Annotated in this window: 17 protein-coding genes; 9 read left to right on the top strand and 8 right to left on the bottom strand. The window is 70.6% G+C overall.

Annotation, left to right across the window (positions count from 1 at the left end; genetic code table 11):
• Positions 1-21: 21 nt before the first annotated feature.
• Complete coding sequence (locus tag ACTWQO_RS35305) at positions 22-1,236, bottom strand: sensor histidine kinase (protein ID WP_443241457.1); 1,215 nt, start codon at positions 1,234-1,236, stop codon at positions 22-24.
• A gap of 118 nt (positions 1,237-1,354) precedes the next feature.
• On the opposite strand from ACTWQO_RS35305, the gene ACTWQO_RS35300 reads away from it, so the two are divergent.
• Complete coding sequence (locus ACTWQO_RS35300) at positions 1,355-2,380, top strand: SAM-dependent methyltransferase (RefSeq protein WP_443241456.1); 1,026 nt, start codon at positions 1,355-1,357, stop codon at positions 2,378-2,380.
• 40 nt (positions 2,381-2,420) lie between these two features.
• On the opposite strand, the gene ACTWQO_RS35295 is transcribed toward ACTWQO_RS35300, so the two are convergent.
• Positions 2,421-3,572 carry an NADH-quinone oxidoreductase subunit D gene (locus ACTWQO_RS35295; RefSeq protein ID WP_443241455.1) on the bottom strand — a complete coding sequence of 384 codons (1,152 nt, stop codon included), beginning with the start codon at positions 3,570-3,572 and terminating at the stop codon, positions 2,421-2,423.
• Positions 3,573-3,603: 31 nt separating this feature from the next.
• On the opposite strand from ACTWQO_RS35295, the gene ACTWQO_RS35290 reads away from it, so the two are divergent.
• On the top strand, positions 3,604-4,107 hold the full coding sequence (locus ACTWQO_RS35290; protein ID WP_443241454.1) for a PH domain-containing protein: 504 nt from the start codon (positions 3,604-3,606) through the stop codon (positions 4,105-4,107).
• Positions 4,104-5,432: a PH domain-containing protein gene (locus tag ACTWQO_RS35285; RefSeq protein ID WP_443241453.1), complete on the top strand. Its 1,329-nt coding sequence runs from the start codon at positions 4,104-4,106 to the stop codon at positions 5,430-5,432. The genes ACTWQO_RS35290 and ACTWQO_RS35285 overlap by 4 nt, the downstream gene beginning before the upstream one ends.
• Positions 5,433-5,453: 21 nt before the next feature.
• Here the strand turns inward: ACTWQO_RS35285 and ACTWQO_RS35280 are convergent, their stop codons facing one another.
• Both ACTWQO_RS35280 and ACTWQO_RS35275 read right to left on the bottom strand, forming a co-directional pair.
• Positions 5,454-6,761, bottom strand: coding sequence for a hypothetical protein (locus ACTWQO_RS35280; protein ID WP_443241452.1), 1,308 nt, complete (start codon positions 6,759-6,761; stop codon positions 5,454-5,456).
• Positions 6,762-6,858: 97 nt separating this feature from the next.
• On the bottom strand, positions 6,859-7,986 hold the full coding sequence (locus ACTWQO_RS35275) for an alpha/beta hydrolase (protein ID WP_443241451.1): 1,128 nt from the start codon (positions 7,984-7,986) through the stop codon (positions 6,859-6,861).
• A 223-nt stretch (positions 7,987-8,209) separates the two neighbouring features.
• Between ACTWQO_RS35275 and ACTWQO_RS35270 the strand changes: the two genes are divergently transcribed.
• The 6 genes from ACTWQO_RS35270 (at position 8,210) to ACTWQO_RS35245 (ending at position 13,327) form a co-directional block, all read left to right on the top strand.
• Positions 8,210-10,027, top strand: coding sequence for a phosphatidylglycerol lysyltransferase domain-containing protein (locus tag ACTWQO_RS35270; protein WP_443241450.1), 1,818 nt, complete (start codon positions 8,210-8,212; stop codon positions 10,025-10,027).
• Positions 10,028-10,119: 92 nt separating this feature from the next.
• The gene (gene folP / locus ACTWQO_RS35265; RefSeq protein WP_443241449.1) at positions 10,120-11,022 is read left to right on the top strand and encodes a dihydropteroate synthase; all 903 of its coding nucleotides are present in this window, start codon (positions 10,120-10,122) and stop codon (positions 11,020-11,022) included.
• Entirely contained in the window at positions 11,019-11,522 is a 504-nt protein-coding gene (locus ACTWQO_RS35260; RefSeq protein WP_443241448.1) for a nuclear transport factor 2 family protein, read from the top strand. The genes folP and ACTWQO_RS35260 overlap by 4 nt, the downstream gene beginning before the upstream one ends.
• A 259-nt stretch (positions 11,523-11,781) precedes the next feature.
• Positions 11,782-12,141: a dihydroneopterin aldolase gene (gene folB, locus ACTWQO_RS35255; RefSeq protein ID WP_443241447.1), complete on the top strand. Its 360-nt coding sequence runs from the start codon at positions 11,782-11,784 to the stop codon at positions 12,139-12,141.
• Positions 12,138-12,749, top strand: a complete 612-nt coding sequence (folK, locus tag ACTWQO_RS35250; RefSeq protein WP_443241446.1) for a 2-amino-4-hydroxy-6-hydroxymethyldihydropteridine diphosphokinase — start codon at positions 12,138-12,140, stop codon at positions 12,747-12,749. The genes folB and folK overlap by 4 nt, the downstream gene beginning before the upstream one ends.
• Before the next feature lie 89 nt (positions 12,750-12,838).
• Entirely contained in the window at positions 12,839-13,327 is a 489-nt protein-coding gene (locus ACTWQO_RS35245) for a DUF3180 domain-containing protein (protein ID WP_443241445.1), read from the top strand.
• Between the two features lie 3 nt (positions 13,328-13,330).
• Here ACTWQO_RS35245 and folE read toward each other — a convergent pair whose 3' ends face one another.
• The 4 genes from folE to tilS form a co-directional block, all read right to left on the bottom strand.
• Positions 13,331-13,936, bottom strand: a complete 606-nt coding sequence (folE, locus tag ACTWQO_RS35240) for a GTP cyclohydrolase I FolE (RefSeq protein WP_362946678.1) — start codon at positions 13,934-13,936, stop codon at positions 13,331-13,333.
• Positions 13,937-14,055: 119 nt separating this feature from the next.
• Positions 14,056-16,092, bottom strand: coding sequence for an ATP-dependent zinc metalloprotease FtsH (gene ftsH / locus ACTWQO_RS35235; protein ID WP_443241483.1), 2,037 nt, complete (start codon positions 16,090-16,092; stop codon positions 14,056-14,058).
• A gap of 184 nt (positions 16,093-16,276) precedes the next feature.
• Positions 16,277-16,837 (bottom strand): hypoxanthine phosphoribosyltransferase, encoded by a 561-nt coding sequence (gene hpt, locus ACTWQO_RS35230; protein ID WP_443241482.1) that lies wholly within the window; start codon positions 16,835-16,837, stop codon positions 16,277-16,279.
• A gap of 51 nt (positions 16,838-16,888) precedes the next feature.
• A complete protein-coding gene (gene tilS, locus ACTWQO_RS35225; RefSeq protein WP_443241444.1) occupies positions 16,889-17,914 on the bottom strand; it encodes a tRNA lysidine(34) synthetase TilS in 1,026 nt (341 codons plus the stop codon).
• Positions 17,915-18,006: the final 92 nt, after the last annotated feature.

Raw genomic sequence — 18,006 nt, 5'->3', positions numbered from 1 at the left:
AACCCGGGGCGCGCGTCGATGTCAGTGCGCTGGTTTGAGCGGGAGCAGCACACTGATGCGGAAGCCGCCACCCGGGCGCGGGCCCGCGTCCAGGGTGCCGCCGACCATACCGACCCGCTCGCGCATCCCGATCAGGCCGTGCCCCTGGCCGTCGGCGCCGCCCTCTTCGTACAGCTCGTGCGGGGCGCCCTTGCCGTCGTCCTCGACCAGCAGGCCGAGGCCGTCGTCGAAGTAGACCAGGCGCACGCTGGCGCCCGCGTTGGGCCCGCCGTGCTTGCGCGTGTTGGTGAGCGCCTCCTGCACGATGCGGTACGCGGTGAGCTCGACGCCGCTGGGCAGTGGCCGGGGGGTGCCCTCGACCTTGAAGTCGACGGGCAGGCCGGAGGTGCGGCACTGCTCGATCAGCTCGTCGATCTGCTCGACGTCGGGCTGCGGGACGTACTCACCGCTCTCCTGGTGCTCGCCGGTGCGCAGCACGCCCAGCAGACGGCGCATCTCGGCGAGGGCCTGGCGGCCGGTGGAGGAGATCGTCTCCAGGGCCTTCTTGGCCTGGTCGGGTGCGGAGTCGAGGACGTAGGCGGCGCCGTCGGCCTGGACCACCATCACCGACACGTTGTGCGCCACGACGTCATGCAGCTCGCGCGCGATCCGGGCGCGTTCGGCGGCGACCGCGACCTTGGCCTGCGCCTCGCGCTCCTTCTCGAGCCGGGTGGCGCGCTCCTCCAGCTGCTCGTAGTAGGCGCGGCGCGTGCGGATCGAGTCGCCGAGCACCCAGGCGAGGGCGAAGGGCACCGTCATGAAGATCATCAGGGCGATACTGCCCAGGACGCTCGATTCCTTCTCCGGCCAGCGCACCTGCGCCAGCGGCGCAGCGGTCAGGCCCACGGCCAGCGCGAGCCGGGAGGCCCAGCGGGCGCCGGTCGCGGCCACTGTGTAGGTGATCACCAGGAAGGCGAAGTTGGCGGGTGTCGTCGCCACGTTCAGCGCCAGCTGCGCCACTCCCACGCCGATGGCGAGCAGCAGCATCTTCTCCGGCATACGCCGGCGCAACGCGATGACCAGGCACAACAGGAGCAGGACCGGGAGGATGGCCGCCTCGGAGTCGGTGCCCGGAGCCGACTGCCCGCCCTCCTGCCGGACGGCCTCGCTCACCACAGAGATCCCGAAGAGGAGGACGGCCCAGAAGCTGTCGACCCATGTCGGGTGCCTGCGGAGGAAGTCATAGAGGCGCTGCACGTAACCCAGCGTAGGGAAGCAAGATGCGTGCAGGGGTCAACCGGAGGGCCGATCCGCATCGGGCGCGCATACTCCGCAAGGTGGAGGCTCCGTTCCTCTGTGCGCTTAACCTGACGGCGTGACGGACGAGACAGCGGGGCACTGGCGCGGTTGGCGGGCGGCGGCCGAGGCCGCCCTGTACGGGCCGGACGGCTTCTACCGCAGGCCCGAGGGCCCGGTCGGCCACTTCCGTACGTCCGTGCACGCGTCGCCGCTCTTCGCCGGGGCCGTGGCGCGGCTGCTGTGCCTGGTCGACGAGGCGCTGGGCGGGCCCGAGGCGCTCGACTTCGTCGACATGGGGGCGGGGCGCGGGGAGCTGGTCACCGGCGTGCTGGCCGCGCTGCCCGCCGGCGTGGCCGCCCGCACGCGCGCGTACGCCGTCGAGGTCGCCGACCGCCCCGCGGGCCTCGACCACCGCATCGAGTGGCTCAGCGCACCCCCGCAGGGCGCGACCGGGCTGCTGTTCGCCAACGAGTGGCTGGACAACGTGCCCGTGGAGGTGGCCGAGGTCGACTCCTCGGGCACACCGCGGCTGGTGCTCGTCCGGGAGGACGGGACCGAGCTGCTCGGTGAGCGCGTCGTTGGTGCGGAGGCGGAGTGGCTCCGCCGGTGGTGGCCACTGTCGGCCGAGACGGGACTGCGCGCCGAGATCGGGCTGCCCCGGGACGAGGCCTGGGCGGCGGCGGTCGCGACGCTCGACCGAGGGCTCGCGGTCGCCGTGGACTACGTGCACACGGCGGACGCCCGCCCACCGTTCGGCACGCTCACCGGCTTCCGGGAAGGACGCGAGACGCGGCCCGTGCCGGACGGGTCCTGCGACATAACGGCCCACGTCGCGCTGGACGCGTGCGCGCCCCTCGACGCGCTTTCCGGCGCATCCCCGAGCACACACCCCGGCGCACTCCTCGTGCGCCAGCGCGAAGCGCTGCGCGCCCTGGGCATCGCAGGCGCACGCCCCCCACTCGCCCTGGCGACCACACACCCCACCGCCTACGTGCGCGCCCTCGCGAACGCGGGAGAGGGCGCCGAACTCACAGCGGTCGGCGGCCTCGGCGACTTCGGATGGCTGGTGCAGCCGGTTGGAATTGAGAACCCGCTCACCTAGGGACTCCTGCTTCCTAGGCGCTCCTGCTTCCTAGGGACTCCTACTTGTCGATGTCCCCGACCACGAAGAACAGCGACCCCAGGATCGCCACCATGTCCGCCACCAGCGTCCCCGGCAGCAGCTCCACCAGCGCCTGGATGTTGTTGTACGACGCCGACCGCAGCTTCATCCGGTACGGCGTCTTCTCGCCCTTGCTGACGAGGTAGTAGCCGTTGATACCGAGCGGGTTCTCGGTCCAGGCGTACGTGTGGCCCTCGGGCGCCTTGAGGACCTTGGGGAGCCGCTGGTTGATCGGGCCGGGCGGCAGCTCGGCGAGCCGGTCCAGGCAGGCGTCGGCGAGGTCCAGGGAGTTGTGGGTCTGCGCCAGGAGGCACTCGAAGCGGGCGAGGCAGTCGCCTTCCTGCCGGGTGACGACCTGGAGGGTGTCCTGGAGCTCGCCGTACGCGAGGTACGGCTCGTCGCGCCGCAGATCGAAGTCGACGCCGGAGGCGCGCGCGACCGGCCCGCTCACGCCGTAGGCGTGGACGGTCTCCGGCGCGAGGGTGCCCACCCCGCGCGTGCGCCCGCGGAAGATCTCGTTGCCGAGGACCAGGTCGTCGAAGCGGTCCATACGGGAGCGCAGGGCCGCGACGGAGGCACGCGCGCGCGTGGTCCATCCCGCGGGCAGGTCCTCCTTGAGGCCGCCGACACGGTTGAACATGTAGTGCATACGCCCGCCGGAGACCTCCTCCATGACGTGCTGGAGCTCCTCGCGCTCGGTGAAGGCGTAGAAGATCGGAGTGATCCCGCCCAGCTCCAGCGGATACGAGCCGAGGAACATCAGGTGGTTGAGCACCCGGTTCAGCTCCGCGAGCAGGGTGCGTGTCCACACCGCGCGCGGGGGGACCTCCATGCCGAGCATGCGCTCCACGGCGAGGACCACGCCCAGCTCGTTCGAGAAGGCCGACAGCCAGTCGTGGCGGTTGGCGAGCATGATGATCTGGCGGTAGTCGCGCGCCTCGAAGAGCTTCTCCGCGCCGCGGTGCATATAGCCGATCACGGGCTCCGCGCTCGTGATGCGCTCGCCGTCGAGGGTGAGCCGCAGCCGCAGCACGCCGTGCGTGGACGGGTGCTGGGGCCCGATGTTGAGCACCATGTCGGTGCTCTCCGCGGCACCGCCGATACCGACCGTGGTCTCCGTCGTGGGAGTCATGGCCCCAGTCTCCCCTACGTACGCTTGCCGTATGGAGACGGGGAGCCGGGAGAACCCGGAGGCGGCGGGGGTCGAGCCGGCATGGATCGGGCTGCCGCCCGGGCTGCTGCGGATGCGCAGGCTGTTGCTGGTGGTGTGGCTGGGGCTGCTGACGGCGGCCACGGGTCTGCTGCCCGGTCTGTTCGCGGGTCCCGCGTGGGCCGCGTTCGCGCTGCTGCCGCTGGCCCTGCTGATATGGGGCTGGGTGATGGTCGAGCGCAACTGGCGCTCCTGGCGGTACGCCGAGCGCGCCGACGACCTGCTGATCAGCAGGGGTGTGCTGTGGCGTGAGCTGACCGTCGTCCCGTACGGGCGGATGCAGCTGGTCGAGGTCACCTCCGGGCCCGTCGAACGGCACTTCGGGCTGGCCAGCGTGCAGCTGCGCACCGCGGCCGCCGCGACCGACGCGACGATTCCGGGACTCGATCCGGTCGAGGCGGAACGGCTGCGCGACCGGCTCACCGAGCTGGGCGAGGCACGATCGGCGGGGCTGTGACGGCGCCGGGCGTCGACGGCGCCGTACGCGAGAAGCAACCCGTCACCGAGCGGCGGCTGCATCCCGTGACACCGCTCCGGCGGGCGTGGGCGCCGGTCGCCGTGATCATCGGGTGGGCGTTGCACGACCCCGACCAGACGCAGCGCCAGCTGACCAGGCTGACGACGACCACACTGCTGATCGCGCTCGCCGTGATCGTCCCGGCCGCCGCCCTGTACGGCTTTCTGACCTGGTGGTTCACGCACTTCGCGGTGACCGACACCGAACTGCGCATCCGTACCGGCCTGTTGTTCCGGCGCGCCGCGCACATCCGGCTCGAACGCATCCAGGCCGTCGACGTCACCCAGCCGCTGCTCGCGCGCGTCGCCGGCGTCGCCAAGCTCAAACTCGACGTCGTCGGCACGGACAAGAAGGACGAGCTGGCCTTCCTGGGTGCGGACGAGGCGCGCACGCTGCGCGCCGAACTGCTCGCGCGCGCGGCGGGTTTCGCGCCCGAGACAGCGCACGAAGTCGGAGAAGCACCGGCGCAGGAGCTGCTGCGCACACCCCCCGGCGTACTCGCCGTCTCCCTCGTCCTGACCGGCGCGACCTGGGGCACCCTCGCCGCCGCGCTCGTCGTACCGCCGCTGATATGGCTCGCCACCCACAGCGTGTGGACGGTCCTCGCGGTCGCCCTGCCGCTGCTGGGCGGGGCGGGCGCGAGCAGCGTGGGACGGTTCGTCGCGGAGTACGACTGGACGGTCGCCGAGTCCCCGGACGGGCTGCGCATCGACCGCGGCCTGCTGGACCGCGTCCACGAGACAGTGCCGCCGGGGCGGGTGCAGACCGTACGGATCGTGGAGCCGCTGCTGTGGCGGAGGCGCGGCTGGGTGCGGGTCGAGCTGGATGTCGCCGGCTCCTCGAACTCCCTGCTGCTGCCGGTCGCGCCGCGCGAGATCGCCGAGGCCGTCATCGCGCGCGTGCTGCCCGGGGTGACGGTGCCGCCGTCCCTGTCCCGGCCGCCGCGCCGGGCCGGCCGGTGCCTGCCCCTGTGGTGGCGCGGCTACGGCATCGCGGTCACCGACACCGTGTTCGCCTCCCGGCACGGCCTGCTGCGCCGGAGCCTGGCCCTCGTACCGCACGCGAAGGTGCAGAGCGTACGGCTGGCTCAGGGGCCCTGGAAGCGCGCCTGGCGGCTTGCGGACGTGCACGTGGACACGGGGGCCAACAAGACCGTCACAGCGCGGCTGCGGGACGCCGAGGAGGCGGCGGAGCTGCTGCGCGGGCAGGCTGAGCGGTCACGGACGGGACGCAGGGACGCGCGGCCGGACCGGTGGATGGCATGAGCCGCCCGGCTGCGGGCGGCTTCAGGAAACCGCGCTCCGCAGCCCCTGCACGTCGATCTGCTCCGTCTCGTCGTGCGCCGTCAGGTCGATGACCTGCCCGACACCGCGCGACTCCGCGTCCGCCGGCTTGAACTCCGCCTCGGCCTCCGCCTTGTGGAGCGCGAGCGCCTCTTGGCCCACGACGTCGGCGAGATCCTCGTTCTGCACGGCTTCCAGCGCGGCCGACTCGGACTCCGACTCCGTCTTCGTACCGAAGAAGTCGAAACCGCCCTCAATCGACGGACGCCGCACGGGCGACGCCGGTACGACGGCCACCGCGGTCGGCACGGTGTAGTGCCCGGAGGGCTGTTGCGCGGACGGGGCCGACTTGCCCATGGAGGTGGCGGCCGCGCGCTCGTGCCCGTCGACCGCCTCGGGCTTCCCCTGCGCTTCGTCCTCCTGCGCGGCCTCCCCGGCCCCGGCCTTCACCGGTTCCTGCCCGCCCGGAGCGCCGCCCTTGGGCGAACCGTCGTCGTCGGGGGAACCCTTGGGAGCATCGTCGCCGCCCTTGGGGGCACTGTCGGCGTCACCCTTCGACGCGGCCTCGGCGCCCCCCTTGGGCGCGCTGTCCGCGTCATCCTTGGGCGCACTGTCCGCGTCGAACTTCGCCAACGCCACCTTGGCGCGCAGGAAGAGCTTGGACCCCTCGGGAGAGAACACCGCGGGAGCCGCAGGCTCGACCTGCTCTGCTTCCTCTGCCTCCTCTGCCTGTCCCACCTGTTCGTCCTCGGCCGCCTCCACCGGCTCGGCGGATTCACCCGAGGCAGCCACCGCGTCGGTCTCCTCCTCGGGAGCGGACGCCTGCGACGGCACGGGCGGAAGCGCACGGGCCGGCGCGGCCTCTATCTCCAGCAGGCGGCGGCCCTCCAGGGCGGTCGCGCGCTCGGTCTCCGCGGTGGCGTACCGGCGCAGGAGCGCGGCGTGCTCGTTGCGCAGTCCGGCCAGCTCCGCACGCTTCGCGCGCAGCCGCTGCTCCAGCTTGACGCGCAGTTCGCGGGACTCCTCGAGATCCGTCTCGAGTTCGGCGACGCGCTCCTCGTGCCGCCACTCGTCGCTCGCACGCGCGCGCGTGAGGTCGGCGACCTGCTTGCCGGCCTGTGTGTCCCAACGACGCAGCACGACCGCGCCGATGACCGCCGTCGCCGCGGCGGCCGCGGCAAGACCGCGGAGCACCGTCGTTTCCGAGAACACCCAGGGGCCCAGCGCGCAGACGACCGAGACGCCTGCGATCGCCGACGGAGGCAGGATCCTGTGCAAGGGCGGGGAATGGCGGTGACGTCCACGTGGCATGGCCAGAAACTTACCGCGCGTAGGGGAATCTTGGTGGCCCGCCCCGCAAAAACACAGCCATCCCGTGTCATTCATACGGCTCAAGAGGGTTTCGGGTTCACCGGTCGCCCAATCGCCCGCTGATCCACTCCAGTGTCGCCGGAATCTCCCGCCGCCAGGTGTTGAAGTTGTGCCCGCCGCTTTCCAGGATGATCGACGAGATCCGCGTCCGATTCGTCGCCTTGACACCCTCTATGAACTTCAGCGTGTCCTTGTAGTTGGATTCACCGACCTTGCTGCTGCTGACGAGCAGTGAAGTGTCGGGCGCGGGCATGTTCTTGAGGTACCAGAACAGGTCGGCGCGGCTGTGCAGCGTCTTGTCGCCGTGGAAGAGATCGCCCGTGGTGGGGTCGATCGGCGCCCTGTAGTACGCGGACAGGCCCGCCCCGGCGGCGTAGACCCGGGGGTGGTGCATGGCGAGCTTGAGTGCGCAGTAACCGCCCGTCGAGTCGCCGATGATGCCCCAACTCCCCGCTTTTCCACCCACCCTGTAGTGCCCGCCCACGGCGTCCGGCAGATCTTTGGCGAAAAACGACTCCGTCTGCGGTCCTCCGGGGATGTCCACGCACTCGGTGTCCCGCGGCGGTGCGACGGTCGGCCGCAGCATCACCAGGATCATCGGCTGCATACGGCCTTCCTTGGCGAGTCCACGGGCGGTGTGCGGATAGTCGAGCTTGTCCACGAGCGCCTTGGCGGTGCCCGGATAGCCGGTGAGGACGACGGCCGCGGGGAATGTGCGCGTGCGGTATCGCGCCTGGAAGTACTCCGGCGGCAAGTACACGTACGCGCGCGTGGCGATGTGTGTCGTACGACCGAGGATCTCGACCTCGTGGATCCGGCCCCCGGCGCGCGCGCCGGGGCTGCCCGCCCCCGGAACGCTCCCCGTGTCGACGACTCGCAGCGGGTCGCCCTCGGGGCCGCCGGGCGTGTGGTCGACGACCACACCCTCGTCGGTCTCCTGTCCCAGCAGGTCCGCCCAGCTGGCGTAGAACCCGAAGGCCTGGTTGGCGGCGAGGCCGACCGAGGCGAAGAGCGTCAGCTGGACGGCGAGGAGCAGGGCGACCCGGCCGCTGACGGCCCGCCAGGTCCGCCGGGCCAGCCGCGGCCACAGCCACACCGTGCCGGCGAACAGCAGGACGGCGGTGCAGACCGCCAGCGCCAGCACCTTGTTGCTCGTGAGACCCATGAACCGTTCCCTGCCTGCGCTCTCCAGTTCGCCCCGCACGTCTTCGCAAGGGCTTGTCCGGGGCTTTCCCCGGCCTTTTCAACAGCTTTGAGGAGACGAGTGAACCTCTCCCTCCGAGACACCGTCCTAGAGGGCGCAATGTCGCCGGATGCCCGAATCGGTACCGGATCCAAGGTCTCTCGCAGAACTACGGGATGCGATGTCTGTCAGGACAGATGTGGAAATGTCGGGTGGAGTTCCGCAGCGAACACACCGGGTACGGCACGTGCTGCGCGGCCCGCGCCCCGAAGCCGTTCCCGTCCTCGTCGCCAGAGCGTGCGCCCTCGTGGGCCTGCTGGACATCGCCGCGGGCGTCTTCCCACGGTTCAGGCACAGCCGTATGCACACGCTCGCCGAGGTGCTGCCCGGCTCGTTCGGCCCGTTCGCGGCAGCGCTCTCGCTCAGCGCCGGCGTGCTGTTGCTGCTGCTCGCCCACGGTCTGAGGCGTTGCAAGCGCCGGGCCTGGCGGGCCGCCGTCGCTCTGCTGCCGTTCGGCGCGCTGGCGCAGTTCACGTACCGCCACTCCGTGGTCGGCGTGGTGATCTCGCTGGCGCTACTGGCGCCGCTGGTGCGCCACCGCGACCAGTTCAGGGCCCTGCCCGACCCGCGCAGCCGATGGCGCGCGCTCGCCAACTTCGTCCTCATGGGCGCCGGTTCGCTCCTCCTCGGGCTGCTCATCGTCAACGCCCACCCCAAGACCCTGGTCGGCGACCCGAGCCTGGCCGACCGCCTCACGCACGTCCTCTACGGCCTGTTCGGCTTCGAAGGCCCGGTCGACTACCGGGGCACCACGTCGTGGACCGTCGCCATGTGCCTGGGCGCCCTCGGCCTGCTGACCGCCGTCACGACCATCTACCTCGCCTTCCGCCCCGAACACCCGGCCGCACGCCTCACCGACGAGGACGAGGCCCGTCTGCGCGCCCTCCTGGAGAAGCACGGCGGCCGCGACTCCCTCGGCCACTTCGCCCTGCGCCGCGACAAGGCGGTGGTGTTCTCCCCCAGCGGCAAGGCGGCGGTGACGTACCGCGTGGTGTCCGGGGTGATGCTGGCCAGCGGCGATCCGATCGGCGACGTGGAGGCCTGGCCGGGCGCCATCGAACGGTTCATGGACGAGGCCAAGGCGCACTCCTGGACGCCCGCCGTCATGGGCTGCTCCGAGACCGGCGGCGAGGTCTGGACCCGCGAGACCGGCCTCGACGCCCTCGAACTGGGCGACGAGGCGGTGGTGGACGTCCCGGATTTCTCCCTCACCGGCCGCGCGATGCGCAATGTGCGTCAGATGGTCAAGCGCATCGAGCGCGCCGGTTACGAGACCCGGGTACGACGCGTGCGTGACCTCGGCGAGACCGAGCTGGACCGCATCCGCCGCGCCGCCGACGACTGGCGCGGCACCGACACCGAACGCGGCTTCTCCATGGCCCTCGGCCGCATCGGCGACGCGGCCGACGGCGACTGCCTCATCGCCACCGCCCACAAGGCGGACGACGAGCCCGGTGAGTACGGCGACCTGAAGGCGATCCTGCACTTCGTGCCCTGGGGCACCGACGGGGTGTCCCTGGACCTGATGCGGCGCGACCGCTCCGCCGACCCCGGCATGAACGAACTGCTGATCGTGGCGGCCCTCCAGGCGGCCCCGAAGTTCGGCATCGCGCGCGTGTCGCTCAACTTCGCCATGTTCCGCTCGGCGCTGGCACGCGGCGAGAAGATCGGCGCGGGACCGGTGCTGCGCGCCTGGCGCGGCCTGCTGGTCTTCCTCTCCCGCTGGTTCCAGATCGAGTCCCTGTACAAGTTCAACGCGAAGTTCCGGCCCCGCTGGGAGCCCCGCTTCGTGGTCTACCGCGCCTCCGCCGACCTCCCGCGCATCGGCTTCGCCGCCATGCAGGCGGAAGGTTTCGTCAACCTGGCCCTCCCCCTCCCCCTCCCCCGCTTCCTGCGCCGCCGCACGATCACCGCGCGCCCGTGCGCCCACGCGGTCGGGGAGGGAGACGTCCGCGCGGCATAGACGGGCCCGAGCGGAAGCCCCGCCCGCCAAGCCCGGGGCTTCCGCTCGGGCCGCCGGACCTCGGCGGCCCCACCGGGGCCTACGCTGAACGTATGAGCAAGCAGAGCGGACGCGGGCACGTCGCCGGTCTTCCCGAGTGGGACCGCTGCGCGGTCATGGGAGTCGTGAACGTCACCCCCGATTCCTTCTCCGACGGCGGCCGCTGGTTCGACACGACGGCCGCCGTGAAGCACGGCCTCGCCCTGGTCACCGAGGGAGCGGACCTCATCGACGTCGGCGGCGAGTCCACCCGCCCCGGCGCGACCCGTGTCGACGAGGCGGAGGAACTCAGGCGGGTCATCCCCGTCGTACGCGAGCTCGCCTCCGAGGGCGTCACCGTCTCCGTGGACACCATGCGCGCCTCCGTCGCCCAGCAGTCCCTCGCGGCCGGCGCCGCCCTCGTCAACGACGTCAGCGGCGGCCTCGCCGACCCCGCGATGATCCCCGTCGTCGCGGAAGCGGGCGCCCCCTTCATCGTCATGCACTGGCGCGGCTTCCTGGAGGGCAGCACCGTCAAGGGCGTCTACGCCGACGTCGTCACCGAAGTCATCGACGAACTCCACGCGCGCGTGGACGCCGTCCTGGCGGGCGGCATCGCCCCCGACCGCATCGTCGTCGACCCCGGCCTCGGCTTCTCCAAGGAGGCCGAACACGATCTGGTCCTCCTCGCCCACCTCGACCGCCTGCACGCCCTCGGCCATCCCCTCCTCGTCGCCGCCTCCCGCAAGCGCTTCCTCGGCCGCGTCCTGGCCGGCCCGGAGGGCGCACCCCCGCCCGCACGCGAGCGTGACGCCGCCACGGCAGCCGTCTCCGCACTCGCGGCGCACGCCGGCGCATGGGCGGTCCGCGTACACGAGGTGCGCGCCACGGCGGACGCCGTACGAGTCGCGCGCGCCGTGGAGGGAGCGCGCACCCCCGGCGCAGAAGGAGCGCGCGGCACCGAAGGAGCCCGGTGAGCGCCCCCCACACCGACGTCGAGCAGGTCGAGCTCGCCAACACCGCCTTCTACGAAGCGATGGAACGCGGCGATTTCGAAGTGCTGTCCTCGCTCTGGCTCACCCCGTCCGACCTCGGCGTCGACGAGACCTACCACGACCCGGCGGACTCCGGCGTGATCGCCTGCGTGCACCCCGGCTGGCCGGTACTGACCGGCCGCGGCGAGGTCCTGCGCTCGTACGCGCTGATCATGGCGAACACCGACTACATCCAGTTCTTCCTGACCGATGTGCATGTCTCCGTCACCGGCGACACCGCCCTGGTGACCTGCACCGAGAACATCCTCAGCGGCGGCCCCGCCCCCGAGGGGGACGAGGAACTCGGCCCCCTGGTCGGACAGCTCGTCGTCGCCACGAACGTGTTCCGCCGCACCCCCGCCGGCTGGAAGCTCTGGTCGCACCACGCCTCCCCGGTTCTGGCCGAAACCGACGAGGAGGAAGGCGACGACACACCCGCCTGAGTGGGTAGGCGCACCTTTGGGGACCAAGGGGATGCGAGAAGTGGTTGGAATCACTGAGCCCCGGGTATGGGCGGCTACCAACCCGTGAGCCGCCGGGTTCCCCCGGGGAAACACGCGATGAAAGCTGCGAGGCCCGACTCGGGCACGGACCCCCATGGCCCGGCCCTGTCAGTGTCCGCAGGTAGATTCGTTTGAGGCCGGTGCGCCGCCCGCACCCGGTGCACATCGGCCGTTACCGACGATTGCAGGAGTGATTCGCGTGGATCGTGTCGCGCTGCGCGGCCTCAAGGCCCGCGGGCACCACGGTGTGTTCCCCAGGGAGCGCGAAGAGGGCCAGACGTTCATCGTGGACCTCGTCCTGGGCCTGGACACCCGGCCGGCCGCCGCCGACGACGACCTGGCGAAGACCGTGCACTACGGCATCGTGGCGGAGGAGGTCGTGGCCGTCGTCGAGGGCGAGCCCGTCGACCTCATCGAAACCCTCGCCGAGCGCATCGCCCAGGTCTGTCTGAAGCACGAAGGGGTCCAGGAGATCGAGGTCTGCGTCCACAAACCGGACGCGCCGATCACGGTCCCCTTCGACGACGTGACCGTCACCATCACCCGGAGCCGAGTATGACCGCATCGTTCACCGAGGGTCACAGCGACCCGACCGTACAGCCGGTACCCGCCTCCGTCGTCGAGAAGGTCGACGCCGCCGACACCACCCTGCAGAATCCCAAACGGGCCGTGATCTCCCTCGGCGCCAACCTCGGCAACCGCCTGGAGACCCTCCAGGGCGCCATCGACGCCCTCGAGGACACCCCCGGCGTCCGCATCAAGGCGGTCTCGCCGGTGTACGAGACGGAGCCATGGGGCGTGGAGCCCGGCAGCCAGCCCTCGTACTTCAACGCGGTCGTGGTCCTGAAGACCACCCTCCCCCCGTCCTCCCTTCTGGAGCGGGCGCACGCGGTCGAGGAGGCCTTCCACCGCGTCCGGGACGAGCACTGGGGCGCACGCACTCTCGACGTCGACATCGTCGCGTACGCCGAAGTCGTCTCCGACGACCCCCAGCTCACCCTCCCCCACCCCCGCGCCCATGAACGCGCCTTCGTCCTGGCCCCCTGGTACGACCTGGAGCCGGGCGCCCAGCTCCCCGGCCGCGGCGCGGTCGCCGACCTCCTCGACAACGTCACCCGAGAAGGCGTCGCCGCCCGCAAGGACCTGGAACTCCGGCTGCCTGAATAGTCGTTAAGGTCGACACGACTACAAGCGCGGACCGGCCGGGTCACCTCAACCGCGGGACCGGCACCGATCCGGGGAGCTGAAGGGACACCGTGAGAGAGCTGCGCATCAGGGTGCTGGCCGGCGTTTTCGTCGTCGCCGGCATCCTGTCCTGGGCGGGCGCCCGCCTCTGGAACTCGATCGGGACGCTCCCCAGCGTCCCGCTGGCCGCGCCCATCGTGCTGGCCGTGATCGCCGCGGTCCTCCTCGCCACGGCGCTCTCGCTGCGCGCCCGCCTCAAGGCCCAGCGCGAGCGCCGCCCCGAGGCCAAGGGCGTCGACCCCCTCATGGCGGCCCGAGCGGTCGTCTTCGGCCAGGCCAGCGCCCTGGTCGCCGCCCTCGTCGCCGGCATGTACGGCGGCACCGGCGTCTTCCTCCTCGAATCCCTCGACATCCCCGCCCGCCGCGACCAGGCGATCTACGCCGGCTTCTCCGTCGTGGCCGGAATCGCCGTCATAGCGGCAGCCATCTTCCTGGAGCGGGTCTGCAAACTCCCGGAGGACGACGACGACCACACCCCAGGGGCAGCCTCGGCTGCGTGACGGTCAGCGCGCCAGTATCAGGCTCATTGCCTCGGCACGGGTCGTGGCATCCCGAAGCTGCCCACGCACCGCCGATGTGGTCGTCTTGGCACCCGGCTTGCGAATGCCGCGCACCGACATGCACATGTGCTCGGCCTCGATGACGACGATCGCACCCCGCGCCTCAAGAATCCGCATGAGCGAGTCGGCGATCTGCGTGGTGAGTCGTTCCTGCACCTGAGGCCGGCGGGCGAACACCTCAACGAGGCGCGCGAGCTTCGACAGGCCGGTGATCTTGCCCGTTTCGGCCGGAATGTAGCCGACGTGAGCTACGCCGTGGAAGGGCAGCAAATGATGTTCGCAGAGGCTGACGATCTCAATGTCCTTCACCAGGACCATCTCATCGTGGCCCAGATCGAACGTCGTCGTCAGAACATCCTCGGGCTCCTGCCGCAGCCCGGCCAGAAGCTCGTGATACGCCCGAGCCACCCGCCCCGGCGTCTCCCTGAGCCCTTCCCGGTCCGGGTCCTCGCCGACCGCGATCAGCAGTTCGCGCACCGCGTTCTCGGCGCGCTTCTCGTCGAACTCGCCGATGGAGCCCTCGCCGTCCAGCGTCACGGGGTCGGTCATGTCGTGCCTCGTTCCTAGATGTCGTGCATAGGCATACGAAGATGCCGCGCCCCCCAGGCTAAAACCAGGGGGGCGCGGCAATCATTCCGGGCCTGGTGAGACCACCGAGGCCGGGAGGGTCAGCCTTCCGGACGCTCCTCGGGGGCCGGTTCCGGGACGGGCTCCGCCGAGGTGGTGGCCTTGGCGGTGGTGATCGCCGGGGTCGCGCCGTTGGCTCCGTTCGTCAGTGCCAGCTCCTTGGGGGAGAGCACCGGCGGGCGGGTGGACGGGGTGCGACGGGACGAGCCGGTCCAGGCTGGGCGCGGCGGACGCTTGACGATGGGGGCGAAGATCTCGGCGATCTGCTCCTTGTTCAGCGTCTCCTTCTCGAGCAGCGCGAGGACCAGGTTGTCCAGGACGTCGCGGTTCTCGACCAGGATCTCCCAGGCCTCGTTGTGCGCGGTCTCGATGAGCTTCTTGACCTCTTCGTCGACCAGCGCGGCGACCTCTTCCGAGTAGTCGCGCTGGTGAGCCATCTCACGTCCGAGGAACGGCTCGGTGTTGTCGCCGCCGAACTTGATGGCGCCGAGACGCTCGGTCATGCCGTACTGCGTGACCATCGCGCGGGCCGTTGCGGTGGCCTTCTCGATGTCGTTCGCAGCGCCCGTCGTCGGGTCGTGGAAGACCAGTTCCTCCGCCGCCCGGCCGCCCAGCATGTAGGCCAGCTGGTCCAGCATCTCGTTGCGGGTGGTGGAGTACTTGTCCTCGTCCGGCAGGACCATCGTGTAGCCGAGGGCGCGGCCTCTCGACAGGATCGTGATCTTGTGGACCGGATCGGAGTTCGGGGAAGCCGCCGCGACCAGGGCGTGGCCGCCCTCGTGGTACGCGGTGATCTTCTTTTCCTTGTCCGACATGATCCGGGTCCGCTTCTGCGGGCCCGCCACGACGCGGTCGATGGCCTCGTCCAGGAAGTGGTTGTCGATCAGCTTCTTGTCGCTGCGCGCGGTGAGGAGCGCGGCTTCGTTCAGCACGTTCGACAGATCCGCACCCGTGAAGCCCGGCGTACGGCGCGCGACCGCCGACAGGTCCACGTCCGGAGCGACCGGCTTGCCCTTCTGGTGAACCTTGAGGATCTCCAGACGGCCCTGCATGTCCGGGCGGTCGACCGCGATCTGGCGGTCGAAGCGGCCGGGGCGCAGAAGGGCCGGGTCGAGGATGTCGGGCCGGTTCGTCGCGGCGATGAGGATCACGCCGCCCTTGACGTCGAAGCCGTCCATCTCGACGAGCAGCTGGTTCAGCGTCTGCTCACGCTCGTCGTGACCGCCGCCGAGGCCGGCGCCGCGATGGCGGCCGACCGCGTCGATCTCGTCGACGAAGACGATCGCCGGGGCGTTCGCCTTGGCCTGCTCGAACAGGTCACGGACTCGGGAGGCACCGACACCGACGAACATCTCGACAAAGTCGGAACCGGAGATCGAGTAGAAGGGCACGCCTGCCTCACCCGCGACAGCGCGCGCGAGCAGCGTCTTGCCGGTGCCAGGAGGCCCGTAGAGCAGTACGCCCTTCGGGATCTTGGCGCCCACGGCCTGGAACTTCGCCGGCTCCTGGAGGAATTCCTTGATCTCGTGGAGCTCCTCGACGGCCTCGTCCGAGCCTGCGACGTCCGAGAACGTCGTCTTCGGGGTGTCCTTGGTGATGAGCTTCGCCTTGGACTTCCCGAAGTTCATCACTCGGGAGCCGCCGCCCTGCATCTGATTCATCAGGAACAGGAAAACGACCACGATGAGGACGAAGGGGAGCAGGGAGAGCAGGATCCCGACGAACGGGTTCTGCTTGGACGGCGAGACTGTGTAGCCGTCCGTGATCTGCTTGTCCTGGTACTTCTGCTGCAGCGTGCCGGCGATGGTCACGCCCTGGTCGCCGATATAGCTCGCCTGGATCTTCGAGCTGCCCTCGATCTTTTGGCCGTCCTTGAGCGTGACCTTGATGGTCTGCTCGTCGCCGGTGGTCAGCTTGGCCGCTTCGACCTTGTTCTCATTGATCGCCTGGACGACCTGGCCGGTGTCCACCGTCTTGTAGCCGCCGGACGAGCCGACGACCTGCATCAACACGACCACGGCAAGGACGGCCAGCACGATCCACATGACCGGCCCACGGAAGTATCGCTTCACGTCCATCCATACGGAGCGGTGCCGCCCCGTCCCTCCTGCCATAGTGAGTTTGATAAGACAGTTCTTCTGACGGTACCCCAGCATTGTGGGCCGAAGCCGCACAGGGCCGCAGGCAATCCCGTCTGCATGCTCCAACGCCGCTGAACCCGCTGGGGTTCCCGATCGTCTTACAGGGCTTGGCCCGAGTGGCTCAGCCGCCGTAGACGTGAGGCGCGAGCGTACCGACGAACGGGAGGTTGCGGTACTTCTCGGCGTAGTCGAGGCCGTAGCCGACGACGAATTCGTTGGGGATGTCGAAGCCGACCCACTCGACGTCGATGGCGACCTTGGCGGCTTCGGGCTTGCGGAGCAGGGTGCAGATCTTCAGGGACTCGGGCTCGCGGGAGCCGAGGTTGGAGATCAGCCAGGACAGGGTCAGGCCGGAGTCGATGATGTCCTCGACGATGAGGACGTGCTTGCCCTTGATGTCGGTGTCGAGGTCCTTGAGGATCCGTACGACACCGGAGGACTGGGTGCCCGCGCCGTACGAGGAGACGGCCATCCAGTCCATCGTGAGCGGGGTGGACAGCGCACGCGCCAGGTCCGCCATGACCATCACCGCGCCCTTGAGGACGCCGACGATCAGCAGGTCCTTGCCCGCGTACTCCGCGTCGATCTTCGCGGCCAGCTCGGCCAGCTTCGCGTCGATCTCTTCCTTGGTGATGAGTACCGACTTGAGGTCGGCACCCATGTCTTTCGCGTCCACCCGCATCACTTTCGGTCGTCCCACCGGCCGCCCACCCCCCGGAAGGGGGGCAAGGATTCAGCCTTGCCGAATCACCAGTCTGCCACCCTGCCGCTGGGCGACGACTTTGCCGGGGAGATTGATGGCCCCCTGACCGCGCCAGCCGGTGATCAGCCGGTCGACTTCCTCGATGTGGCGCGCGAAGAGCGAACCGGCGGGGGCGCCTGCCTCGATGGCGGCGCGGCGCAGGATCCGGCGGCGTACGGCGGGCGGCAGGGCGTAGAGCTTCGCGCACTCCAGGCGGCCCGCGGTGTCCCGGACGGCGGCCTCGGCCTGGCTGGCCCAGGCGTCGAGGGCGTCGGCGTCGTCGCGGGAGAGCTGGGCGGTACGGGCGAGGGCTTCGACGACGCCTTTGCCGAGCGCTTTCTCCAGGGCGGGCAGGCCCTCGTGGCGCAGCCGGGAGCGGGTGTAGGCCGGGTCGGCGTTGTGGGGGTCGTCCCAGACGGGCAGGGACTGCACCATGCAGGCCTTGCGGGCGGTCTGCCGGTCGAGGTGGAGGAAGGGCCGCCGGTAACGGCCGCCGGCCCCCGAGACCGCGGCCATTCCGGACAGGGAGCGGATGCCGGAGCCGCGGGCGAGGCCGAGGAGGACGGTTTCGGCCTGGTCGTCGCGGGTGTGGCCGAGCAGGACGGCGACGGCGCCGTGGCGGACGGCGACGGCGTCGAGGGCGGCGTACCGGGCGTCGCGGGCGGCGGCTTCGGGCCCGCCCTCGCGGCCGACGCGCACCGCGACGGACTCGACCGGGTCCAGGCCGAGTTCGGTGAGGCGCAGGACGACTTCTGCGGCGCGCGCCTCGGAGCCGGGCTGCAGGCCGTGGTCGACGGTGACGCCGCCCGCGCGGATGCCGAGTTTGGGGGCCTCGAAGGCGAGGGCGGAGGCGAGGGCCATGGAGTCGGCGCCGCCGGAGCACGCCACGAGCACGAGCGGCGAGGACGGGCGCTCGTCCGCGGTCTCGGTGGTGGGGTGGCTGTGTTCGTTGAGGATGTCGTGGAGGACGCGGCGAACCGCCAGGCGTATCGCCGCGACCGCAGGATGGGGACCCATGTCCGGTTCCCTTCATGAAGTTTTCGGGGGGTGAGCCCTGCTCGGTCACTCAGAGTGTGTAGATGGTGACAGAGACGGGCCGTTCCCCGAGC

It is taken from the genome of Streptomyces sp. 4N124, assembly GCF_052245395.1.
In the GTDB taxonomy this organism is placed as follows: domain Bacteria; phylum Actinomycetota; class Actinomycetes; order Streptomycetales; family Streptomycetaceae; genus Streptomyces.
This window is presented reverse-complemented; position numbering and strand designations above follow the sequence as displayed.